Here is a 26623-nt window from a genome sequence, read left to right on the forward strand (position 1 = left end):
GGATGCGCGTGCGGGGCGGTTGGCTTTCTGGCTGGGTGAGCGGGGTGTGGGTGCGGGGGATTTCGTGGCGTTGGTTCTGCCGCGTGGGGTGGATTTGGTGGTGGGTGTGCTGGGTGTGTTGAAGGCGGGGGGTGCGTATGTTCCGGTGGATCCGGATTATCCGCGGGAGCGGGTGGATTTCATTGTGGGGGATGTGTGTCCTGTTCTGGTGGTGGAGGGGTTGCCGTCGGCGGTGTGGGATGCGGGGGCGCCGGTGGGTGGTGTGGGGGTCGGTGGTGATTTTCCGGCGTATGTGATTTATACGTCGGGTTCAACGGGGCGTCCGAAGGGTGTGGTGGTGTCGCATCGGAATGTGGTGCGGTTGTTCTCTTCGACGGGGGGTGTGTTCGGGTTCGGTCCGGGTGATGTGTGGACGTTGTTCCATTCGTATGGGTTTGATTTTTCGGTGTGGGAGTTGTGGGGTGCGTTGTTGCATGGTGGGCGTTTGGTGGTGGTGCCTTTTGAGGTGAGTCGGGCGCCGGATCGTTTTCTGCGTTTGTTGGTTGATGAGGGGGTGACGGTGTTGAGTCAGACGCCGTCGGCTTTTTATCAGTTGATGCAGGCGGAGGGGGAGGATCCGGGGCTGGGTGAGGGGTTGGTGCTGCGGTTCGTGGTGTTTGGTGGGGAGGCTTTGGAGTTGGGGCGGTTGGGGGAGTGGTATGCGCGTCGTGGGGTGGGTGGTCCTGTGCTGGTGAATATGTATGGGATTACGGAGACGACGGTTCATGTGACGTTGTTGGAGTTGGATGAGTCGTTGGTGGGGGGTGGTCGTGGGAGTTTGGTGGGTGTGGGGTTGGATGATTTGCGGGTGCGGGTGCTGGATGGTTTTCTGCGGCCGGTTCCGGTGGGTGTGGTGGGTGAGTTGTATGTGTCGGGTGCGGGGTTGGCTCGGGGTTATGTGAATCGTGCGGGGTTGACGGCTGAGCGTTTTGTGGCTGATCCGTTCGGGCCGGCGGGTTCGCGTTTGTATCGGACGGGGGATGTGGCGCGGTGGGTGGTGGGTGGTGGGCTGGAGTATCTGGGGCGTGCTGATGATCAGGTGAAGGTGCGGGGTTTCCGTATTGAGCTGGGTGAGATCGAGGCGGTGGTTTCCGGTTTCCGGGGTGTGGTGCAGTGTGCTGTTTCGGTGCGTGAGGATCGTGTGGGTGACCGCAGGATCGTTGCGTATGTGGTGACGTCGGACGGTGTGGTGGATGGGGTGGGGCTGCGTGAGCATGTGGCTGCCCGGCTTCCGGAGTACATGGTCCCGGCGGCGTTCGTGGGGCTGGAGGCCATCCCGCTGACCGGTAACGGCAAACTCGACCGCCGCGCCCTGCCCGCACCCGAGCAGGTGCTGTCCGCCGGTGTCCGTGGTCCGCGCACCCCCCGCGAGGAGATCCTCTGCGGTCTGTTCGCCGAGGTCCTGGGGCGCGCCACGGTCGGCATCGACGAGAACTTCTTCGACATCGGCGGCCACTCCCTCCTCGCCACCCGCCTCGCCAGCCGGATCAGGGCCGCACTCGACGTCCAGCTCTCGGTGCAGCAGCTCTTCGACGCACCGACCGTCGTGCGGCTCGCCGCCGTGCTGGACGAGAACACCGGAACCACCCGGACCCGGCTCACGGCCGGCACCAGGCCCGACCGGCTCCCCCTCTCGTTCGGCCAGCAACGGCTGTGGTTCCTCAACCGCTTCGAGACCGCGAACGCCACGTACAACATCCCGGTCGTGCTCCGTCTGGACGGCCCGGTCGACCCGGACGCGCTGCGCGCCGCCCTGGCCGACGCCGTGGCCCGCCACGAGCCGCTGCGCACCGTCTTCACCGAGGACGCGGCGGGGCCCCGCCAGACCGTGCTCGACGCGGCGGACGCCGAGATCGGCTTCCACCACGCCGAGGCCGGCGAGGAGGAGGCCGCCGCACTGGTCGCCGAGTGCACCGGACGCGGCTTCGACCTCTCCCGCGACCTGCCCGTGCGCGTCGCCCTGCTCAGCCACGCCCCGGACCGGCACACCCTCGTCGTCGTCGTGCACCACATAGCCGCCGACGGCTGGTCGCTGCCCGTCCTGATCCGCGATCTGGCCACCGCCTACGCCGCACGCCGCAACGGCCGCGCGCCCGACCGGCCCCCGCTGCCGGTGCAGTACGCCGACTACGCCCTGTGGCAGCGGAGCGAACTCGGCGCGCAGGACGACACCGAGAGCCTCCTCGCCCAGCAGCTCCAGTACTGGCGCACCGCCCTCGCGGCCCTGCCCGAGGAGCTGACCCTGCCCACCGACCGGCCGCGCACCGCCGGCGGCACCCACCGCGGCGCCCGCGTCGAGTTCGACGTGCCCGCCGCACTGCACCGGCGGCTGGCCGACACCGCCCGCTCCCACCACACCAGTGTCTTCATGGTGGTCCATGCCGCGCTCGCCGTCCTGCTCTCCCGGCTCGGCGGGGGACACGACATCCCCATAGGCGCGCCGGTCGCCGGGCGCACCGACGAGGCCGTGGAGGATCTCGTCGGATTCTTCGTCAACAACCTCGTGCTGTGCACCGACCTGTCGGGGAACCCGACGTTCGCCGAGCTCCTCGGCAGAGTGCGGGAGACCGACCTGGCCGCGTACGCGCACCAGGACGTGCCCTTCGAGCTGCTGGTCGAGGACCTCAACCCGCAGCGGTCCCTCGCCCGCCACCCCCTCTTCCAGGTACTGCTCACCGTCGAGACCGCGGACCACCAGGACGTCCCCGAAGCCGTCGGTGAACTCTTCGGCGCCCGGGTGTCACCCGCCGCCGCCGAAGCCGGGGCGGCCAAGTTCGACCTCCTCTTCGGTTTCGGCGAGCGCCGCACTGAGGACGGGGAACCCGCCGGGATGCGCGGATCCCTGCTCTTCGACACCGACCTCTACGACCGGGCGACGGCCGAGGCCATGGCCGGCCGCATGGTGCGCCTGATCGACACCCTGACCGCGGAGCCGCGGCAGCACGTCGCGGACGTCGAGATCCTCGACGACACGGAGCGCAGGCGGGTACTGACCGAGTGGAACGACACGGACCGGCCCGCCCCCGCCCCGCTGACCGAACGCGTCACCCACTGGGCGCGGCGGACACCGGACGCCGTCGCCCTCGTCGCGGGTGACGAGGAACTCTCGTACGCGGACCTCGACGCGCGCGCGGACCGGCTCGCCCGGCTGCTGCGCGCGCACGGCGCCGGCCCCGACCGGCTGGTGGCCGTCGCACTGCCGCGCACGGCGGACCTGGTCGTCGCGCTGCTCGCCGTCCTCAAGTCCGGTGCCGCGTATGTGCCGATCGACCTCGACTACCCCGCCGACCGGATCGGCTGGGTGCTGTCGGACGCCGACCCGGCGCTGCTGCTGACCACCCGGGCATCGGGTTCCGCGCTGCCCGCCACGGACGCCCACCGCATCGACCTGGACGCCGAGGAGACCCGCGCCGCACTGGCCGCCCCCGCCGAGGGGCCGCTGCCCCCCGCGGACGGTGCCCACGCCGCCTACGTCATCTACACCTCCGGGTCGACCGGCCGCCCCAAGGGCGTGATGGTGCCCCGCGCCGCCCTCGACAACTTCCTCGCCGCCATGCGCGAACGGTTCCGGCTCACCGCCGACGACCGGCTGCTCGCGGTCACCACAGTCGGCTTCGACATCGCCGGGCTCGAGCTCTACCTGCCGCTCACCTCGGGCGCGGCCGTGGTCCTCGCGGGCGCCGACCAGGTCCGGGACCCGGACGCCCTGTGCGCCGAGGCCGAGCGGACCGGCACCACGGTGCTGCAGGCCACTCCCGGTCTGTGGCGGGCGCTCGCCGAGCGGAACGGCGCCGCACTCACCGGGGTCAGGGTCCTCGTCGGCGGGGAGGCACTGCCTCCGGACCTCGCCCGACTGCTGCTCGCTCACAGCCCGTCCGTCACCAACCTCTACGGCCCCACCGAGACGACGATCTGGTCCACGGCCGCCGAACTCACCCCGGACGCCGGCACACCCTCCATCGGGCAGCCGATCGACAACACCCGGGTCTACGTCCTCGACGAGCGCCTGCGCCTTGTTCCCGCGGGCGTGCCGGGCGAGCTCTTCATCGCGGGCGACGGTCTCGCCCGCGGCTACCTGGGCCGCCCCGCCCTGTCCGCCGAGCGCTTCGTCGCCTGCCCCTTCGGCACCCCCGGCGCCCGGATGTACCGCACCGGGGACGTGGTGCGCCGGCGCACGACGGGCGAGCTGGAGTTCCTGGGCCGGGCCGACCACCAGGTGAAGGTGCGCGGCTTCCGCATCGAGCCGGGAGAGGTGGAGACGGCCCTGGCCGCCCACCCCGCCGTCGCCCGGAGCGTGGTGACGGCCCGGGCCGACGGTTCGGGCAGTACCCGGCTGGTGGCGTACACCGTCGCCTCGGGTACCCGGCCGGTGACGCCGGGGGAGCTCCGCGACCATCTGGCGGGGCTGCTGCCGCCCTACATGGTGCCCTCGGCCTTCGTCGCGCTCGACGCGCTGCCGATGACCCCGAACGGCAAGCTCGACCGCGCGGCACTGCCCGAGCCCGAATTCGGCGGCGCCGGCGAAGGCCGGGCGCCGCGCGGCCCGCGCGAGACACTCCTGTGCGGCCTGTTCACCGAGATCCTCGGCGCCGAACGCGTCGGAATCGACGACGACTTCTTCGAACTGGGCGGGCACTCCCTGCTCGCCGCGCGGCTGGCCGGACGGATCCGGGACGCGCTCGGCATCGAGCTGACACTCCGCGAGCTCTTCGAGGCACCCACCGTCGCCGGGATCGCCGCCGCGCTGGAGCGCACCAGCCCGGAGCTCGCCGGCCGGCCGGCCGCCGCGGCTCCGCTGACCCCGGCGCAGCAGCGCCTCTGGTTCCTGCACCAGTTGCAGGGCGACAGCGCGCTCTACAACGTGCCCACCGCGGTACGCCTGTCGGGCCCCCTGGACGCGAAGGCCCTGGAGCGGGCCCTGACCGACCTGGCGGAGCGCCACGAGGTCCTGCGTACCGTGTTCGCCGAGGACCGGCACGGCCCGTACCGCACCCTTCGCGACGGCGCGCCGGTCGCGTTCGAGGTGGCCGACGTCCAGGAGGAGCCGTCGGCGGGGCAGCTGGAGGAGTACGCCCGCCGCCCCTTCGACCTGGCCGCGGGCCCCGCCTTCCGTGCCCTGCTGCTGCGGACGTCCGACCGGGAGAGCGTGTTGCTCCTGGTGACCCACCGCATCACGGGTGACGTGCTCACCGCCCCCGCCACCGCGCACGACCTCGCGGCCGCCTACGCCGCCCGCGCGCAGGACCGGGCCCCGCGATGGAGCGCGCCGGTGCCCCCGCCGGCGCCGTCCGCGAGCGGTGAGCCCGCGGAACTGGCGTACTGGGAGAACGAACTGGCCGGACTCCCCGAGGAACTGGAGCTTCCCTTCGACCGGCAGCGGCCGGCCGTGGCGGGATACACCGGCGACCGCCTGCGGTTCACCGCCGACGGCGAACTGCACCGGACCCTAGCCGCCCTGGCCGACGCCCACGGCACCGGACTCCTCACGGTGGTGCACGCCGCACTCGCCACCCTGCTCACCGGCCTCGGTGCGGGCACGGACATCACCGTGGGTGTCCCGGCCGCCGACGTGGCCCGCGACGTCACCGATGCACCCGCCCCGGCCGCGGACCTACTGGTCCTGCGCACCGACACCTCCGGGCCCCTCGACTTCAGCGGACTCCTCGGCCGGGTGACGCGGACCGCACGCGCCGCCGCCGACCGTGCGACGGTCTCCTTCGACCGGATCGTCGAACACCTCGACCCGGTGCGCTCACTCGCCCGGCATCCGCTCTTCCAGGTCCATCTCACCCGCGCCGGACGGCAGTTCGCCGACGCCTTCGACGGTCTGGACGTGGGCGCCGAGCCGTCCACCCTGACCGCGACCCCCGTCGAGGTGGCCACCGGAACCTGCCGCTACGACATCCAGCTCACCGTCGACGAGCGGACCGGCCCCGACGGCGACCCCGCGGGACTGCGGTTCGCCCTGGACTTCAGCACCGAGCTGTTCGACCGGGCCACCGCGCAGGGGCTCGGCGAACGGCTGCTGACGTTGCTGCGCACCTGCGCCGCCCGGCCCGGCCTGCCACTGCACCGCGTCGACCTGCTCACCGACGCCGAACGCCACCTGCTCCGCGACCAGGCCGCCGGTACCGCGACGACCACACCCTCCCGGGGCATCGTCGAGCAGTTCGAACACCGGGCGGCACTGACCCCCGACGCCCCCGCGGTGGCGCACCGCGGCACCGTGCTGACGTACCGGGAACTGAACGAGCGGGCCAACCGGATCGCCCGCCACCTGCTCGGACTCGGCCTGTGCCCCGAGCTCCGCGCGGCACTGGCCCTGCCGCGCACCCCCGAGCTGTGGGCCGCCGTGCTCGGCGTCCTGAAGACGGGCGCCGCCTACCTGCCGGTGGACCTCTCCTACCCGGCCGACCGCATCGCCTACATCTTCGACGACGCCCGGCCCGAGCTCGTGATCACCGACACGGCCGCTGCCGCCGGCATCCGGCCCGCGGGCGTGCCCGCCCTCGTCCTCGACGACCCCGACGTACAAGCGGCGCTCGACGCACTGCCCGCACACAACCCGCACGACGGCGAACGGCACGCGCCCGTGCTCCCCGCCCACCCCGCCTACCTCGTCTACACCTCCGGATCGACCGGGCGCCCCAAGGGCGTCGTGGTCCCGCGCTCGGGCCTGCTGAACGTCCTGACCGCACTGGACGCCCGCTTCCGGCTCGTTCCCGGAGACCGCCAGCTCGCCGTCGCACCCGTCGGATTCGACATGGCGGGACCCGAACTGTTCCTGCCCCTGCTGAGCGGCGCCACCGTCGTGCTCCCGGACCAGGACACCGTCCGGGACCCAGCGGCGCTCCTCACCCTCATCACGGACCAGCGGATCACCGTCCTCCAGGCCACCCCGAGCCTGTGGCACGCGCTGCTCGCCGAGGACACCGACGGGACCCTCGCCACGCTGCGCGCCTTCGTCGGAGCCGAGGCCCTCCCGGCCGCGTTCGCAGCCGAACTGCGCTCCAGTGTGCGGGAGCTGACCAACCTCTACGGGCCCACCGAGACCACCATCTGGTCGACGGCCTGGGAGGTACCCGAGGACGTCACCGCCCCGGCCATCGGGCTGCCGCTCGACAACACCCGCGTCCACGTCCTCGACGCACTCCTGCGCCCCGTTCCCCCCGGGGTGCGCGGCGAGCTGTGCATCGCCGGTGACGGCGTGGTGCGCGGATACGAGGGACGTCCGGGGTTGTCGGCGGAGCGGTTCGTGGCCGATCCGTTCGGGCGTCCCGGGTCGCGGATGTACCGCACGGGGGATGTGGTGCGGTGGAACGCGGACGGTGTGCTGGAGTTCGTGGGCCGGGTGGACGATCAGGTGAAGGTGCGGGGTTTCCGTATCGAGTTGGGTGAGATCGAGTCGCGGTTGTCGGCGCATGTGGGTGTGTCGGCGTGTGTGGTGGTGGTGCGTGAGGACCGTCCGGGTGACCGGCGGTTGGTGGCGTATGTGGTGGTGCGTGAGGGTGCCGGCGGGGTTGCGGATCTGCGGTCCTTCGTGGGCGAGGTGCTGCCGGAGTACATGGTGCCGTCGGTGTTCGTGGTGCTGGATGCGTTGCCGTTGACGCCGAACGGGAAGCTGGACCGCAAGGCGTTGCCGGCTCCGGTGGTGGAGGCGGGGGCCGCCTCACGGGGCCCGCGGAATGCGCGGGAGGAGGTGCTGTGCGGCCTGTTCGCGGAGGTCCTCGGGGTCGACCGTATCGGGTTCGACGACGACTTCTTCGCCCTGGGCGGACACTCCCTGCTCGCCACCCGACTCGCCGCCCGCATCCGGACCGCGCTGGGCGCGGAACTGTCCGTCCGCGAGCTCTTCGAGGCACCCACCGTGGCAGGCCTCGGCGCCGCCCTCGACCGGGCGTCCGCCGCCAGGACCGGAGTACGCCGCGTCGAACCCCGCCCCGAACGGGTGCCGGTCTCCTATGTGCAGCAGCGCCTGTGGTTCATGAACCGGGTCGAGGGAACCCGCGCCACCTACAACGTCCCGCTCTCCCTGCGCCTGACCGGAACGCTCGACCGGGCAGCCCTCGCGGAGGCGATCAACGACGTCGTCGCCCGCCACGAACCCCTGCGCACCGTCTTCGCCGAGGACGAGCAGGGCCCGTTCCAGCAGGTCCTCGACGCCCGGGACGTCCGCCCGGACCTCACCGTCGTCCCCGTCACCGAGGAGGAACTGGCGGAACGCCGAGACGCGGCTGCCGGGCACGTCTTCGACCTGGCGGCCGAACCTCCCGTACGTGCCTGGCTGTTCACCCTCGCCGACGACGATCAGATGCTGCTCCTGCTGCTGCACCACATCGCGGCCGACGGCTGGTCGATGCCGGTCCTCGTGCGCGACCTGGCCACCGCCTACGCCGCCCGGCGCGCGGGCCGGGCTCCGGTCCAGGAACCGCTGCCCGTCGACTACGCCGACTACACCCTCTGGCAACGCGCCATGCTGGACGCCGACGACGGCCCCGCGGCCCGCCAACTGGCCCACTGGACCACGGAACTCGCGGACCTGCCCGTGGAACTTCCGCTGCCCACCGACCGGCCTCGCCCCGGCGTTCCCTCGTACGAGGGCGGGCGCATCGCCTTCGAGATACCCGCCGAGGTCCACCGCTCGCTCGCCCGGCTGGCGAGGGAGCGCAGGGCCAGCCTCTTCATGGTCGTGCAGGCGGCCGTCGCCGCCCTCCTCAGCAGGATCGGCGCGGGCGACGACATCCCCATCGGATCGCCGGTGGCCGGCCGCACGGACGAGGCGCTCGACTCGCTGGTCGGCCTCTTCATCAACACACTGGTGCTCCGCACCGACACCTCGGGCAACCCGCCCTTCGCCGAACTCGTCGACCGGGTGCGGGAGACGGACCTCGCCGCCTACGCCCACCAGGACGTGCCCTTCGAGCGGCTCGTCGAGGTACTCAACCCCGAGCGCGCCCTGGCCCGGCACCCGCTGTTCCAGGTCGTCCTGACCGTCGACAGCACCGACCAGCAGGCGGCCACCGACGAGGTGTCCGAGCTGTTCGGCCTTGACCTCACCCCGGGCACCACCGAGACCGGTGTCTCCCGCACGGACCTGCTGTTCGGCTTCGGGGAACGGTTCGAGCCGGACGGCACACCGGGCGGACTGCGCGGCGCGCTGCTCTACAGCAGCGACCTCTTCGACCGCACCACCGCACAGTCGATGGCCGACCGTCTCGCCCGGCTCCTCGGGGAGGCCGCCGCCGACCCCGCCCGGCGGATCGGCGCGTTCGGAGTCCTGGAGGCCGCCGAGCGGCACCGGATCCTCACGGAGTGGAACGGCCCCGTCGAACCTGCGCCGGCCGGCACCGTCCTCGACCGGTTCGACGAGCAGGTCGCCCGCGCACCCGGCGCACCCGCCGTGGAGTCCGGCTCCGACGTGATCTCGTACGCCGAACTCGACCGGCTCTCCAGTGGGCTGGCGCGCCGCCTCATCGGCCTGGGCGCGGGGCCCGAAACCTTCGTCGCACTCGCCGTGCCCCAGTCCGCGCAGACCGTCGTCGCGGTGCTCGCGGCGCTGAAGTCAGGCGCCGCCTATCTGCCCGTCGACCCCGACTACCCGGCCGAACGCATCGCGTTCATGCTCGACGACACCGCGCCCGCCCTGGTGATCGGCACCGCCGAAACCGTCGGCCGGCTCCCCGGACCGGCCGGCTCGTACCTGGTCCTGGAAGAGCTGCTCGCCGACGTCGCCGCCCGCCCGGGGGACAACGACGCCCCGGTCACCGACGCCGACCGGGCCCTGCCGCTCAGCCCCGCCCATCCCGCGTACGTCATCTACACCTCGGGTTCCACCGGGCGGCCCAAGGGCGTGGTCGTCGAGCACGCCTCCGTGAACGCCTATCTCGCCTGGGCCAGGGACACCTACCCCAGCCTCGCGGGCCGTGCGCTGCTCCACTCGCCGATCGCCTTCGACCTGACCGTGACGGCACTGCTCGGCCCCCTCACCGCGGGTGGCTCGGTGCGCCCCGCGGAGCTGGTGGAGGAATCCGAGAACGGCCTCCGGCCGGCCTTCCTCAAGGCGACGCCGAGCCATCTGCCCCTGCTCACCGCCCTGCCCGACGTACTGTCGCCGACCGGCGACCTGGTGGTGGGCGGCGAGGCACTCAGCGGTGAGACGGTACGGGCCTGGCGCGAGCGGAGCCCCGGAGCGAGCGTCATCAACGAGTACGGCCCCACCGAGGCGACCGTCGGCTGCGTGGTGGCCGTCATCCGGCCGCAGGACGAACCGCCGACCGGATCGGTCACCATCGGCAAGCCGATCCGCAACATGCGTGCCTACGTCCTCGACAGCGCACTGCAGCCCGTGCCCGTGGGCGTTCCCGGCGAGCTCTACCTCGCCGGCGCGCAGCTGGCCCGCGGCTATCTGAACCGTCCGGGGTTGTCGGCCGAGCGGTTCGTGGCCGACCCGTTCGGGCCGTCCGGGTCCCGGATGTACCGCACGGGAGACCTGGCGCGATGGGACGCGGAGGGCCGGATCGACTTCCTGGGCCGGGTGGACGATCAGGTGAAGGTGCGGGGTTTCCGTATCGAGTTGGGTGAGATCGAGTCGCGGTTGTCGGCGCATGTGGGTGTGTCGGCGTGTGTGGTGGTGGTGCGTGAGGACCGTCCGGGTGACCGGCGGTTGGTGGCGTATGTGGTGGTGCGTGAGGGTGCCGGCGGGGTTGCGGATCTGCGGTCCTTCGTGGGCGAGGCGCTGCCGGAGTACATGGTGCCGTCGGTGTTCGTGGTGCTGGACGCGTTGCCGTTGACGCCGAACGGGAAGCTGGACCGCAAGGCGTTGCCGGCTCCGGTGGTGGAGGCGGGGGCGGGTGCGCGTGGTCCGAGGGATCCGCGGGAGGAGATCCTGTGCGGTCTGTTCGCGGAGGTCCTCGGGGTCGAGCGGGTCGGGATCGATGACGACTTCTTCGAGCTCGGCGGACACTCCCTGCTCGTCACCCAGCTCGTCAGCCGCATCCGCACCGTGCTGCACGTCGAGGTCTCCATCCAGCAGATATTCGAGACCCCCGCGGTCGCGGGTCTCGCCACGGCACTCGACCGGTCCTCCGGCGCCCGGGCGGCCGTCACCGCCCGACCGAGGTCGGAGCGGGTCGCCCTCTCCTTCGCCCAGGAGCGCCTGTGGTTCCTCAACCGCCTGGAAGGCGCGAGCGAGGCGTACCACCTGCCCTTCGCACTGCGTCTGTCGGGAGTGGTGGACGTCGCGGCGTTGCGGGCGGCTCTGGGGGATGTGGTGGAGCGGCACGAGGTGTTGCGGACGGTGTTCGCGGAGGACGAGGAGGGTCCGTACCAGGTGGTGCGGGAGTCGTCCGGAGTGGCCGGTCTTGAGGTGGTGTCCGTCGTCGAGGCCGAGCTGACGGATCGTCTGCAGGCGTGTGCACGGCGGGGTTTTGACCTGTCGGTGGATGTGCCGTTGCGGGCGGTGCTGTTCGGGGTGGGTGCCGAGGAGCATGTGCTGTTGCTGGTGATGCATCACATCGCGGTGGACGGGGGGTCGATGCCGGTGCTGACGCGGGACCTGAGCCGTGCGTATGCGGCCCGGTGCGAGGGGGGTGCGCCGTCGTGGGCGGCGTTGCCGGTGCAGTACGCGGACTACACGGTGTGGCAGCGGGAGATCCTCGGGTCGGAGAGCGATCCGGGCAGTCATGTCTCGCAACAGCTGGAGTACTGGAAGGAGCAGTTGCGGGAGCTTCCGGAGGAGCTGGAGCTGCCCACCGACCGTCCCCGGCCGGCCGTCGCCTCCTATGACGGCGGCACCATCGAGTTCACCGTCCCGCAGCAGACCGCCGAACGACTGGTCCTGGTGGCGCGTGAGCAGCGGGCGAGCCTGTTCATGGTGGTGCAGGCGGCGCTGGCGGTGCTGCTGACGCGGCTGGGAGCCGGTACGGATGTCCCGGTCGGCACTCCGATCGCGGGACGCACGGACGACGCCCTCGATGACCTCGTCGGCTTCTTCGTCAACACGCTGGTGCTGCGGACCGACACCTCCGGTGACCCGACCTTCGCCGAACTGGTGGGCCGGGTGCGGGAGACGGACCTCGCCGCCTACGCACACCAGGACATCCCCTTCGAACGCCTCGTCGAGGCCGTCAACCCTCAGCGGTCCGCCGCCCGGCACCCGCTCTTCCAGGTGACACTCGCCATGGGCGTCGGCAACCGCGGCCAGGCCTCCGACACGCTGAGCCTGACGGGCCTGACCGCGTCCGCCGTGCCGCTCGGGGACGCCACCGCCAAGGTCGACCTCGGATTCCACATCCAGGAACGGCACCGCTCCGGCACCCCCGACGGTCTGCACGGGGCTCTGGAGTACAGCGCGCTTCTCTACGACCGCGCGACCGCCGAGTCCATGGTCCGCCGCTTCATCCAGGTACTCGACGCCGTGGCCGCCGAACCGCTGTCCCCGATCGGGGCACTCGACGTCATGGAACCAGGCGAACGCCACCGGGTGCTCGTCGACTGGAACGACACCGCCGACGCCACCCCGCAGCGCACCCTGCCCGCCCTGTTCGAGGAGCAGGTCGCCCGCACCCCGGAGGCCATCGCGGTCGAATCCGGCGACGTCCGTCTCTCCTACCGTGAGCTGAACCTCCGCGCCAACCGGCTGGCCCACCACCTGACAGACCTGGGCATCGGCCCGGAAAGCCTCGTGGCACTCGCCGTGGAACGCTCGGAGCAGTGGATCGTGGCCATGCTCGCGATCCTCAAGGCCGGAGCCGCGTACCTGCCGCTCGACCCGTCCTACCCGGTCGACCGGGTGCGGTACATGCTCGACGACGCGAGCCCCGATCTTGTGGTGGCGCAGCGGACGACGGCTGCCGCCGTCAGCGACGATGCCGAGCAGGTCGATCCCATCGGCACGACGTGGCTGCTGCTCCTGGACGAGGCGGAGACCCTGGCCGCCCTGGACGCCGCTCCGACGACGGACCCGACCGACGCGCAGCGCACCGCGCCGCTCGGCGTCGACCACCCTGCCTACGTCATCTACACCTCGGGTTCCACCGGCCGGCCCAAGGGCGTCGTCGTCCCGCACACCGGGGTGGCCGCCGTGATGGCGGAGCACATCCGCGGGGCCGGGTTCGGCCCCGGAAGCAGGGCCCTCCAGGTCCTCTCGCCGAACTTCGACGCGGCCGTCGCGGACATGGCGCAGGCCCTGCTCTCCGGAGCCACGCTCGTGCTCGTCCCCCTCGGCGAACGCCCTTCGGGTGACGAACTGGTCGAGCTGATCACGGCCGGCCGGATCACCCACATCATGCTGCCGCCGCCCGTCCTCGCCACGGTTCCGGCGGACCGGGTGCCCACCATCCGCTCGGTCGTCACCGGCGGCGAGTCCTTCACCGCGGAGCTCGCGCAGCGCTGGACTGTGGGAGGCCGCCGGGTGATCGACGCGTACGGCCCGACCGAGTCGACCGTCACCGCGACGATGAGCGCGCCCCTCGCCCCTGGAGAGACCCCGCACATCGGCAAGCCGATCGCGAATACCCGGGTGTTCGTGCTGGACGGTGCGCTGCGGCCGGTTCCGGTGGGGGTGGCGGGCGAGCTGTACGTGGCGGGGGCCGGGCTCGCTCGGGGGTATCTGAACCGTCCGGGGTTGTCGGCGGAGCGGTTCGTGGCCGATCCGTTCGGGCGTCCCGGGTCGCGGATGTACCGCACGGGGGATGTGGTGCGGTGGAACGCGGACGGTGTGCTGGAGTTCGTGGGCCGGGTGGACGATCAGGTGAAGGTGCGGGGTTTCCGTATCGAGTTGGGTGAGATCGAGTCGCGGTTGTCGGCGCATGTGGGTGTGTCGGCGTGTGTGGTGGTGGTGCGTGAGGACCGTCCGGGTGACCGGCGGTTGGTGGCGTATGTGTTGGTGCGTGAGGGTGGCGGCGGGGTTGCGGATCTGCGGTCCTTCGTGGGCGAGGTGCTGCCGGAGTACATGGTGCCGTCGGTGTTCGTGGTGCTGGATGCGTTGCCGTTGACGCCGAACGGGAAGCTGGACCGCAAGGCGTTGCCGGCTCCGGTGGTGGAGGCGGGGGCGGGTGCGCGGGGTCCGAGGGATCCGCGGGAGGAGGTGCTGTGCGGTCTGTTCGCGGAGGTCCTCGGGGTCGAGCGGGTCGGGATCGATGACGACTTCTTCGAGCTCGGCGGGCACTCCCTGCTCGCGACGCGCCTGGCCAGTCGTATCCGGACCGCGCTGGACACCGAGCTGTCCATCCGTGAGCTCTTCGACGCCCCCACCGTCGCCGGCGTCGCCACCGCCCTCGACCGGGCCGTCGGTGGCCGGCCGCGCGTGACGGCCGCCGGCACCCGTCCCGAGAGGCTGCCGCTGTCCTACGGGCAGCGCAGGCTCTGGTTCACCAACCGCTTCGAGGAGCCCAACGCCGCCTACAACACCACGCTCTCGCTGCGTCTGTCGGGAGTGGTGGACGTCGCGGCGTTGCGGGCGGCTCTGGGGGATGTGGTGGAGCGGCACGAGGTGTTGCGGACGGTGTTCGCGGAGGACGAGGAGGGTCCGTACCAGGTGGTGCGGGAGTCGTCCGGAGTGGCCGGTCTTGAGGTGGTGTCCGTCGTCGAGGCCGAGCTGACGGATCGTCTGCAGGCGTGTGCGCGGCGGGGTTTTGACCTGTCGGTGGATGTGCCGTTGCGGGCGGTGCTGTTCGGGGTGGGTGCCGAGGAGCATGTGCTGTTGCTGGTGATGCATCACATCGCGGTGGACGGCTGGTCGATGCCGGTGCTGACGCGGGACCTGAGCCGTGCGTATGCGGCCCGGTGCGAGGGGGGTGCGCCGTCGTGGGCGGCGTTGCCGGTGCAGTACGCGGACTACACGGTGTGGCAGCGGGAGATCCTCGGGTCGGAGAGCGATCCAGGGAGTCATGTCTCGCGGCAGCTGGAGTACTGGAAGGAGCAGTTGCGGGAGCTTCCGGAGGAGCTGGGGCTGCCCACCGACCGTCCCCGGCCGGCCGTGGCCTCCTACGACGGCGGCACCATCGAGTTCACCGTCCCGCAGGCGGTCACCGAGCAGCTGACGGCCTTCGCGCGACGGCACCGGGCCAGCACCTTCATGGTCCTGCAGGCCGCCGTCACCTCCCTGCTCTCCCGGCTCGGAGCCGGCACGGACATCCCCATCGGCACTCCGATCGCGGGACGCACGGACGACGCCCTGGACGACCTCGTCGGCTTCTTCGTCAACACACTCGTCCTGCGCAACGACCTCTCCGGCAGCCCCACCTTCGCCGAACTGGTCGGCCGGGTACGGGAGACGGACCTCGCCGCCTACGCCCACCAGGACATCCCCTTCGAACGCCTCGTCGACACGGTCAACCCGCAGCGCTCCCTCGCCCGGCACCCGCTCTTCCAGGTCATGCTGTCGCTCGCGGGCGCCGACCGCGCACCGGGCGGCGAACCGGTCGAGCTCCCCGGTCTCACCGCGACACCCCACCCGGTGTCCACCGGAGCCGCCACCTTCGACCTGCTCTTCGGCTTCGGGGAGCGGCACGACGAGCACGGCGACCCCGCCGGGCTCTCCGCCCTCCTGGAGTACAGCACCGCCCTCTTCGACGCCGCGACGGCCCGCTCCCTCGTCGAACGGTTCCAGCGGCTGCTCGCCGCGGTCCTCGACGACCCGGACCAGCCGGTGGACCGGATCGACGTACTGGCCCCCCAGGAACGGCACCGGCTGATCGAGGGCTGGAACGACACCGCCCGCGACCTGCCGGGCGGCACCTGGGCCGACCTGTTCGAGGCGCAGGTCGCCCGCACCCCGGACCATTCGGCCGTGGTGGACGAGGGCACCGTGCTGACGTACGCGCAGCTGAACGAGCGGGCCAACCGATTCGCCCACCGGCTCATCGCGCTGGGCGCACGGCCCGAGCAGTTCGTCGCCGTCGCCCTGCCCCGTACCGCGGACCTCGTCGCGGCCCTGCTCGGCCTCCTCAAGGCGGGAGCCGCCTACCTACCCATCGACCCCAACTACCCGTCCGAGCGCCTGAAGTTCATGCTCGACGACGCCAGGCCCGACCTGCTGGTGACGACCGGTGCACTGGCCGGCCTGCTGCCCGGCACGGACGCCCGCCGGCTGATCGTCGACGACCCCGACACCGCGCGCGCCCTGGACCGGGAGCCGGTCACCGACCCCACCGACCGGGAACGGAACGCGCCGGCGCACCCGTCGCACCTGGCCTACACGGTCTACACCTCGGGCTCCACCGGCCGGCCCAAGGGCGTGATGGTCCCGCACTCCGGTCTCTCCGGTCTGGCGGTCGGCCACGCCGAGAAGTTCGGCCTGGACGCCGACAGCCGGCTGCTCCAACTGGTCTCGCCCAACTTCGATGCCGCCATCGGCGACTTCGTGATGGCGCTGCTCACCGGCACCACCATGGTGCTCGGGCCGGTCGGCGGCCACACCGGCGGGGACGAACTGGCCGAACTGATCCGCCGGGACGGGATCACCCATGTGACGATCCCGCCGACGCTGCTCAGCACCCTCGACCCGGACACCACACCCACCCTGCGCGGGGTGCTGATGGGCGGGGAGTCGTTCTCCGCCGAGCTGGCGGCGCAGTGGGCGCGTGCCGGAGTGCGGGTCGTCAACGTCTACGGCGCCACCGAGTCCACCGTGCTCACCACCATGAGCGACCCGCTGCTCGGCGACACCGCCCCCGACGCGGGCCGGCCCATACCCAACGACCGCCTCTACGTCCTTGACAGCGGGCTCGCCCCGGTGCCCGACGGCATCGTCGGAGAGGCGTACCTCGCCGGTGACGGGCTCGGCCGGGGCTATCTGCGCCGGCCGGTGCTGACCGCGGAGCGGTTCGTCCCGGACCCGTTCGGCGCCACCGGCGCCCGCATGTACCGCACGGGTGACCTGGTGCGCCGCAACGCCGCCGGAGACCTCGAGTTCGTCGGGCGCGCGGACGACCAGGTGAAGATCCGTGGGTTCCGGGTGGAACTCGGCGAGATCGAGGCGGCGCTCTCCGGTCACCCAGAGGTCTCCCAGTGCCTGGTCGTGGTCGACGTCGACGGACATGGCAGCCGTCGCCTGGTCGGGTACGCGACCCCCGTGACCGCGGACGTGCCGGCCGATCCGGACGAGCTTCGCCGCCACCTGGCCGCGAGGCTGCCCGAGTACATGGTCCCCGCGGCGCTGCTGGTGCTGGACGCCTTCCCCCTCACTCCCAACGGGAAGATCGACCGCAAGGCGCTGCCCGCCCCGGACTTCGACGCCGCGGCGACCGGCAGGGACCCGCGCGGCGAACGGGAGACGGCCCTGTGCGCCCTCTACGCCGAGGTGCTCGGGCTCGAACGGGTGGGCATCGACGACGACTTCTTCGCCCTCGGCGGCGACAGCATCATGTCCATCCAGCTGGCCAGCCGGGCCCGCCGGGCGGGCCTGATCGTCTCCGCGAAGGACATCTTCGAGCGCCGCACCGTGGCCGCACTCGCCGGCACCGCCGCCGAGGCGGTGGACCACGCCTACGAGGAGGAGGGCGCGGGCACCGGCGAGATGCCGCTCACGCCGATCATGCATCACTTCGCCGAACTCGGCGGCCCCTTCTCCCGGCTGAACCAATGGCGACTGCTCCAGGCCCCCGTCGGCTGCGACGAGGAGCCGCTCCGGGCGGTCGTCCAGGCACTCCTCGACCACCACGACGCGCTGCGTCTGCGGGTGACGACGGAACCCGGCACACCGGCCGACGGCCCCGGAGCGGGCGAGGGATGGCGCATGGAGGTCCTGGAGCCCGGTGCGGTGCGGGCCGAGGACTGCCTGCGGCGGGTGGAGCTGCGAGGCCCCGACGACCGGGCGGCGCTGGCCGAGATGGCCCGGCACACCCGGGCCGCCCGCGAGCGGCTCAGCCCGGAACAGGGACTCATGCTCCAGGTGGTCTGGTTCGACCGCGGACCCGACAAGCCGGGATTCGTCCTTGTCGACGCCCATCACCTCGCGGTCGACCCGGTGTCCTGGGCCGCCCTGCTCCCCGCCTTCGCCGAGGCCTGGCAGGACGTGACCGAGGGCCGGACGCCGCGGCTCCAGCCGGTCGGCACCTCCTTCCGCCAGTGGGCGCACCGGCTGGAGAGCTGGGCCCGCACCCCCGAGCGCGAGGCCGAACTCCCTTACTGGACCGGCCTGCTGAAGGAAGCCCGGCCGTTGATCGACCGGGCCGGGCGCGACTGGGACAGCGAGACCAACGAGCACGCGGAGGTGGTGTCGGTCACCGTGCCGGCGGACGTGACCCGGGCCGTGCTCACCAGCATCCCCGAGGCGTTCTACGCGGGCGTCGACGATGTGCTGCTCGCCGCCCTGACCCTGGCGCTCGCCGAACAGCACGGCAGCGCCCAGGGAGGCGTGCTGGTGGACGTCGAGTCGCACGGCCGGGAGGAGGACGTGATCGCCGGCACGGATGTGTCCCGCACCATGGGCTGGTTCGCGGCGATGGCCCCCGTCCTCCTCGACGCCGGAACCTACGACGTGGCCGAGGCGATGGCCGGAGGCCCCGCCGCCGGCGAAGTGCTCCGGCAGATCAAGGAGCGCCGCAGGTCCGCGCCGGACCACGCGATGGGGTACGGCGCGCTGCGCTACCTCAACCCCCGCACCGGACCCGGCCTGGCCGCGCTGCCGCACCCGCAGGTCGGCTTCAACTACCTCGGGCGTGGCGGCGAGTCCGAGTCGCGCGGCGCACAGGACGGCGGCCGCACGGAGTCCGCCGGGGACTGGGCGGTGCTGGGTGACCTCGCCGGCATCGGCGGACAGGACCCGGCCATGCGCATGCCGCACGAACTGGAGATCGCCGCGGCCACCAGGGACCGGGCCGAGGGGCCCGAGATCCAGGCGCACTGGGTGTGGCCCCGCGGCCTGTTCGAGGAAGCCGGCATACGCGCACTCGCCGACGCCTGGATCCGGGCACTGCGGGCGCTGGCCGATCACACGGAACGCCCCGAGGCAGGCGGCCACACCCCGTCCGACGTGGCGCTGTCCGAGCTGGACCAGAGCGAGATCGACTTGCTGGAAGCCGAGTGGAGGATGACGAAATGAGCCAGTCCGGCCTTGAGGACATACTGCCCCTGTCGCCGCTTCAGGAGGGAATGCTCTTCCACAGCGTCTACGACGAGACGGCGCCGGACGTGTACGCCGCCCAGCTCGTGGTGGACCTGGAGGGTCCCCTCGACCGGGAGGCGCTGCGCGCCGCGGCGAGCGGACTGCTCGCCCGGCACGGCAACCTGCGGGCCGGCTTCCGCTACGAGGGACTCAGCCGCAGCGCGCAGATCGTGCCGCGCCAGGTCGAGCTGCCCTGGCGGGACGTCGACCTGACCGAGCTCCCCGCGGCCGGACGTGCTGCCGCAGCCGACGCGGTGGTGGACGAGGAGCGGGGCCGCCGGTTCGACCTGGCCGAGCCGCCGCTGCTGCGCTGCGCGCTGGTGCGGCAGGGTGACTCCAGCCACCGCTTCGTTCTGACGTTCCATCACATTCTGATGGACGGATGGTCGTTGCCGATCGTCTGGCGCGAACTGCTCGGTCTCTACGCGGGCCGGGGTGTGGCCAGGGAGCTGCCCATGGTCCGGCCGTTCCGCGGCTACCTGGCGTGGCTGGCCGGTCAGGACCGCGACGTCGCCCGTGCCGCCTGGCGCGAGGCGCTCGCCGGAACCGACGGGCCGACCCTGGTCGCGCCGGGGATCGGCGACGTGGCCGTGGCGCCGGGGCAGCTGCACACCGAACTGTCCGCCGAGCAGACTGCGCGGCTCACCGCGTGGGGCCGTGAGCGGGGCATCACCCTCAACACCCTGGTGCAGGGGGCCTGGGCGCTCGTCCTGGCCGGCCTCACCGGCCGGGACGACGTCACCACCGGCATCACCGTGTCCGGCCGGCCCTCCGAGGTCGACGGCATCGAGGGCATGGTGGGTCTGTTCATCAACACCGTGCCCATGCGGGTCCGGCTGCGTGCCGGCGAACCCGTGGCGGACTACCTGCGACGGCTTCAGGACGAGCAGACCCGCATGATGGCCCATCAGCACATCGGGCTCCCGGACATCCAGGCCGAGTCCGGACTCGGCGGGCGGGGACAGCTCTTCGACACCCTCGTGGTGTTCGAGAACTACCCGTCCGGCGGTCAGGGCGGCGGTGCGCCCGGGAACGGCACCGGGCTGCGGGTGACCAGGGTGGCCGGACACGACGCCACGCACTACCCGCTCGCGCTGATCGCCGGCCCCGGCGAGACCCTCTCGCTCCGCCTGGACCACCGCCCCGACGCCTTCGGCCCCGACGAGGCGCAAGCCGTACTCGACCGGGTCGTCCAGGTCCTCGTCTCCGTTCCTGATGTTGCGGGGGTGGGTGTGGGTCGGGTTGAGGTGTTGTTGCCGGGTGAGCGTGAGGGGTTGTTGGGGTTGGGGGGTGGTGTGGGGGCTGCTGAGGTTGAGGGTGTTGGTGGTGTGTCGTTGGTGGGGTTGTTCGAGGAGCGGGTGAGGTGTGCTCCGGGTGCGGTTGCTGTGGTGTGTGGTGGTGAGTCGTTGACGTATGCGGAGTTGGATGCGCGTGCGGGGCGGTTGGCTTTCTGGCTGGGTGAGCGGGGTGTGGGTGCGGGGGATTTCGTGGCGTTGGTTCTGCCGCGTGGGGTGGATTTGGTGGTGGGTGTGCTGGGTGTGTTGAAGGCGGGGGGTGCGTATGTTCCGGTGGATCCGGATTATCCGCGGGAGCGGGTGGATTTCATTGTGGGGGATGTGTGTCCTGTTCTGGTGGTGGAGGGGTTGCCGTCGGCGGTGTGGGATGCGGGGGCGCCGGTGGGTGGTGTGGGGGTCGGTGGTGATTTTCCGGCGTATGTGATTTATACGTCGGGTTCGACGGGGCGTCCGAAGGGTGTGGTGGTGTCGCATCGGAATGTGGTGCGGTTGTTCTCTTCGACGGGGGGTGTGTTCGGGTTCGGTCCGGGTGATGTGTGGACGTTGTTCCATTCGTATGGGTTTGATTTTTCGGTGTGGGAGTTGTGGGGTGCGTTGTTGCATGGTGGGCGTTTGGTGGTGGTGCCTTTTGAGGTGAGTCGGGCGCCGGATCGTTTTCTGCGTTTGTTGGTTGATGAGGGGGTGACGGTGTTGAGTCAGACGCCGTCGGCTTTTTATCAGTTGATGCAGGCGGAGGGGGAGGATCCGGGGCTGGGTGAGGGGTTGGTGCTGCGGTTCGTGGTGTTTGGTGGGGAGGCTTTGGAGTTGGGGCGGTTGGGGGAGTGGTATGCGCGTCGTGGGGTGGGTGGTCCTGTGCTGGTGAATATGTATGGGATTACGGAGACGACGGTTCATGTGACGTTGTTGGAGTTGGATGAGTCGTTGGTGGGGGGTGGTCGTGGGAGTTTGGTGGGTGTGGGGTTGGATGATTTGCGGGTGCGGGTGCTGGATGGTTTTCTGCGGCCGGTTCCGGTGGGTGTGGTGGGTGAGTTGTATGTGTCGGGTGCGGGGTTGGCTCGGGGTTATGTGAATCGTGCGGGGTTGACGGCTGAGCGTTTTGTGGCTGATCCGTTCGGGCCGGCGGGTTCGCGTTTGTATCGGACGGGGGATGTGGCGCGGTGGGTGGTGGGTGGTGGGCTGGAGTATCTGGGGCGTGCTGATGATCAGGTGAAGGTGCGGGGTTTCCGTATTGAGCTGGGTGAGATCGAGGCGGTGGTTTCCGGTTTCCGGGGTGTGGTGCAGTGTGCTGTTTCGGTGCGTGAGGATCGTGTGGGTGACCGCAGGATCGTTGCGTATGTGGTGACGTCGGACGGTGTGGTGGATGGGGTGGGGCTGCGTGAGCATGTGGCTGCCCGGCTTCCGGAGTACATGGTCCCGGCGGCGTTCGTGGGGCTGGAGGCCATCCCGCTGACCGGTAACGGCAAACTCGACCGCCGCGCCCTGCCCGCACCGGTGTACGCGGCGGGCGAGGGGGCCCGCGGCGCGCGCGATCCCCGCGAGGAGATCCTCTGCACCCTCTTCGCCGAGGTGCTCGGCATCGAACGGCCCGGCGTGGACGAGGACTTCTTCGAACTCGGCGGCCACTCCCTCCTCGCCACCCGCCTCGCCAGCCGCGTCCGTACGGCACTGGGTGTGGAACTCTCCATCCGCGAACTCTTCGAGGCACCCACCGTGGCCGGTCTGGCCGCGCACCTGGACCGCGCGGCCGGCTCCGCCCGGGCGAGTGTGCACCGCGCCGATCCGCGCCCCGCCCGGATGCCCCTGTCCTACGCCCAGCAGCGCCTCTGGTTCCTCAACAAGGTCGAGGGCGCCAATCCCACGTACAACATCCCGGCCGCCCTCGACCTCTCCGGCCCGTTCGACGCGGACGCGCTCCGCGCCGCCCTGGCCGACGTGGCGGACCGGCACGAGGCCCTGCGCACGGTCTTCGCGGAGGACGACGAAGGCCCCCACCAGCGCGTCCTGGACCCGGATACGGCCCGTCCCGAGCTGACTGTGGAGCGGGTCGCCGCCGAGGGTATCGACGCGCGACTGGCCGCGGCCGCCGGGCACCGGTTCGATCTCGGAGCCGAAGTCCCCTGGCGGGCCTGGCTGTTCGAGACCGGTGACGACGCACGCGTGCTGTTCCTGCTGATGCACCACATAGCCGGGGACGGCTGGTCCATGCCCCTGCTCGTACGCGACCTCACCGCCGCCTACGCCGCACGCGCGGCAGGTGTCGCCCCGCAGTGGAACCCGCTGCCCGTGCAGTACGCCGACTACACCCTCTGGCAGCGCGAGGTGCTCGGCACCGAGGACGACCCCGAGTCACCCATCGCACGCCAACTGGCCTACTGGCGCGCCGCATTGACCGACCTCCCGGAGGAGCTCCCGCTGCCCGCGGACCGGCCGCGCCCCACCGTCTCCACCCACCGCGGCGGAAGCGTCGAGTTCGAGGTCCCGGCCGCCCTGCACACCGCCGTGGAACGGCTCGCCCGCTCCACCCGGACCACGCCGTTCATGGTGATCCAGGCGGCCCTGGCCACCCTTCTCGGGCATCTCGGCGCCGGCCACGACATCCCCATCGGCACCCCGGTCGCCGGACGCACCGACGACGCCGTCGGCGAACTCGTCGGCTTCTTCGTCAACTCACTGGTGCTGCGCACCGACACCTCGGGGAACCCGACGTTCAAGGACCTCCTCACCCGGGTCCGCACAACCGACCTCGCCGCCTACGCGCACCAGGACGTGCCGTTCGACCGGCTCGTCGAGGTGCTCAATCCTGGCCGCTCGCTGGCCCGCCACCCGCTGTACCAGGTGCAGCTGTCGTACGACAACAACGACCAGGCGTCCGCCGTCGCCGGAGTCGACCTGCCGGGGCTCTCCTCGTCCCGCCGCGACGTGGGCATCGAAGCGGCCAAGTTCGACCTCGTCTTCTCCTTCGCCGAACAGCTCCGCGGCTCGGACGGCACCCGGCTCCTCACCGCGTCGGTCGGCTACAGCGCCGATCTGTTCGACGAGGAGACCGTGCGGAGCATGGCCGGCCGGCTGCTGCGGGTGCTCGACGCCGTGACCGCCGACCCCACCCGAAGGACAGGGCAGCTCGACATCCTGGAGCCGCACGAACGCCACCAGGTGCTCCAGGGCTGGAACGACACCCACGCCGTCGTGCCCTGGCGCAGTCTGCCGCAGCTCTTCGAGGACCAGGTGGCACGCACCCCCGACGCGACGGCCGTCATCGACGGCGAACGGCGGATCAGCTACGCCGAACTCAACGCGGCGGCCAACCGGATAGCCCGCGACCTCATGGCCCGGCGGGTCGGTCCCGAGGACCGGGTGGCCGTGGCGCTGCCCCGTTCCCTCGAACTGATCACGGCCGTCTGGGCGGTGTTCAAGGCGGGCGCCGTCTACGTACCCGTCGATCCGGCCTACCCGGCCGACCGCATCGCGTACATGCTCGACGACGCCGCACCGGACGTCGTGGTGACCGACGAGGCCGTCGCCGCGGCACTGCCCGACGGCCCGGCGCAGCGCTCGCTGCTGATCATCGACGACCCGGTCGTCGCCCGCCGCCTCGCCTCCCGCCCGGACCGTGACATCGACGCGCACGAACGGCGTGTCCCGCTGCTGCCCGACCACCCCCTGTACGTCATCTACACCTCGGGCTCCACCGGACGGCCCAAGCCCGTGCACATGCGCGCCGAGGGCATGGTGAACCTGGTCACCTGGCAGCACACCGTCGTGCCGCACGCACCGGGCAAGGTCACCGCCCAGTACGCGCCGATCAGCTTCGACGGCTCCCTCCAGGAGATGTGCTCGGCCCTCCTGTACGGCAAGACGCTCGTCGAGTGCCCCGAGGAGACCCGCAGGAACGCCGACCAGCTGGTGAGGTGGCTCGACCGCCACGCGGTGCAGGAGCTCTTCGCCCCCAACCTCGTCGTCGACGCCGTGTGCCGGGCCGCCGGCGAACTCGGCCTCGAACTGCCCGCACTGTGCGACGTCGTGCAGTCGGGCGAGGCCCTGATCCCCAACGACACGATGCGCGCCTTCTTCGCCCGCCCCGGGCGACGGCTGCACAACCAGTACGGCCCCTCCGAGACCCACGTCATGACGGGCCGGGTGCTGCCCGGCGACCCCGCCCGGTGGGCGGCGGCGCCCGACATCGGCGGTCCGGTCACCAACGCCCGGATGTACGTCCTGGACCCCGCACTGCGCCCGGTCGCACCCGGCGTCGACGGCGAGCTGTACATCGCCGGAGCAGGTCTGGCCCGAGGCTACCTGAGGCGGCCCGGGGCCAGCGCCGAGCGGTTCGTGGCCTGCCCGTTCGGCACCCCGGGGGAGCGGATGTACCGGACCGGCGACGTGGTCCGGTGGAACACCGAGGGCCGGCTGGTGTACGCGGGCCGGGCCGATCAGCAGGTGAAGATCCGCGGCTTCCGCGTCGAACCGGGCGAGATCGAGGCCGTGCTCGGCCGCCACCCCTCGGTGGCCCGGGCCGCCGTGGTGGCGCTCGCGGACGGTGCCGGCAAGCGGCTGGTGGCGTACGTGGTTCCGGCGCCCGGAGGTCTGGCGGACACCGCCGCGCTCCGCGCCCACCTCGGGCGCAGCCTGCCCGACCACATGGTGCCGGCCGCCTTCGTCCCACTGGAGTCCCTGCCGCTCACACCCAACGGAAAGCTCGACCGGCGGGCGCTGCCCGAACCCGACTCGGACCAGGACCCCGACCGCGCCCCGCGCACCCCCGAGGAGCAGATCCTCAGCGGGCTGTTCGCCGAAATGCTCGGCCTGACCGCGGTGGCCGTGGACGACGACTTCTTCCACCTCGGCGGGCACTCCTTCCTCGCCACCCAGCTCGTGAAGCGGATCCGCGCCACCTTCGGCGTCGACCTGTCCGTACGCAGCGTCTTCGAGGAGCCCACCGTGGCCGGCCTGGCCCGGGAGATCGCCTCCGACACCACCAGGGACCCGTTCACCACCCTGCTGCCGCTGCGACCGCGCGGCGGCCGCCCCCCGCTGTTCTGCATCCACCCGGGCTCCGGCACCAGCTGGAGCTACGCCGGGCTGCTCAGCCACCTGGACCCCGACCAGCCCCTCTACGGGCTGCAGGCCCGGGGCCTGAGCGACCCGGACGCCATGCCGTCCTCCCTCGCCGAACTGGCCGACGACTACGCGGGAATCATCCGCGAGGTCCAGCCCTCGGGGCCCTACCGGCTGCTCGGCTGGTCCTTCGGCGGCCTGGCCGCGCACGCCGTGGCCACCCGCCTGGAGAGCCTCGGCGAAGAGGTGAGCCTGCTGGCCGTCGTCGACGCCTACCCGCCGGCCGCGGGCCTCGTCGCCCCGGCCGAGTCGGACGACGAACTGCTCGCCGGCTCCCTGCTGCCCGGCTTCGCGTTCGACCCGCGGGAACTGCGGGACGACATCGACGGCCTCGTCGCCCGCTACGCACGCCATCTGGAGCGGGAGAACCACCCGATGGCCGCCCTGGGCGAGCGCGGCCTGAAGGGGGTGATGCGTGTCTACGCGGGAAACGACCGGCTGATGGGCACCTTCGACCCCGCGCTCTTCGGGGGCGATCTGATGTTCTTCAGCGCCCTCGGCCAGACCCCGGGAGCCCCCCTCCCCGAGGAGGTCCGCCGGCTGATGACGGTGGACGCCTGGCGGCCCCTCGCCGCGGGCACCGTCCACAACCACGACATCGACGCCACGCACGGCGCGATGCTCTCCGACCCCGAGGCGCTCGCCGCCATCGGGAAGGCGCTGCGAAGCGCCCTCTGAACCCGGGCGGTGACCTCACCGCCCGTACCACCGCAGTACACCGACCCAGGAGGACACCGGAGATGAGCACCAACCCGTTCGAGGACAACGACGGCACCTACCTCGTCCTCATCAATGACGAGGGCCAGTACTCGCTGTGGCCGGCCTTCGCCGAGGTGCCCGACGGCTGGCACGTCGAGCTCGCCGAGACCGACCGCCGAACCGCGCTCGACCACATCGACCGGAACTGGACCGACATGCGCCCCAAGAGCCTGATAGCGGCGATGGAGGGCGCGGACGGCGCGGCCTGACACCGACCCGGACGGCAGAACGACGGCTGCCGCCCGCCGGGAACGGCGGGCGGCCCCGGCCGCCGTGCGGCGCCCGCACGGCGTGATGAGAGAGGTTT

Annotated in this window: 3 protein-coding genes (1 of these 3 running past the window's edge); all 3 read left to right on the forward strand. The window is 71.7% G+C overall.

Annotated elements, in window-relative coordinates; genetic code table 11:
* Positions 1-19084, forward strand: partial view of a non-ribosomal peptide synthase/polyketide synthase gene (locus OG611_RS20550; protein ID WP_266422156.1) — the 3' portion only. The gene continues 1487 nt to the left of window position 1, outside the view; the window shows 19084 of its 20571 coding nt (coding positions 1488-20571); its start codon lies off the left edge, out of view; its stop codon occupies positions 19082-19084.
* A complete protein-coding gene (locus OG611_RS20555) occupies positions 19081-26235 on the forward strand; it encodes a non-ribosomal peptide synthetase (RefSeq protein WP_266422160.1) in 7155 nt (2384 codons plus the stop codon). Before OG611_RS20550 ends, OG611_RS20555 begins: the two co-directional genes overlap by 4 nt.
* A gap of 62 nt (positions 26236-26297) precedes the next feature.
* A complete protein-coding gene (locus OG611_RS20560) occupies positions 26298-26525 on the forward strand; it encodes an MbtH family protein (RefSeq protein WP_266422163.1) in 228 nt (75 codons plus the stop codon).
* Positions 26526-26623: the final 98 nt, after the last annotated feature.

Source organism: Streptomyces sp. NBC_01363 (assembly GCF_026340595.1).
Lineage (GTDB): Bacteria > Actinomycetota > Actinomycetes > Streptomycetales > Streptomycetaceae > Streptomyces.

What these genes read in the sequence shown, in the direction of transcription:
- OG611_RS20560 (WP_266422163.1), top strand. Translation starts at nt 26,298, where the DNA reads ATGAGCACCAACCCGTTCGAGGACAACGACGGCACCTACCTCGTCCTC.
- OG611_RS20555 (WP_266422160.1), top strand. Translation starts at nt 19,081, where the DNA reads ATGAGCCAGTCCGGCCTTGAGGACATACTGCCCCTGTCGCCGCTTCAG.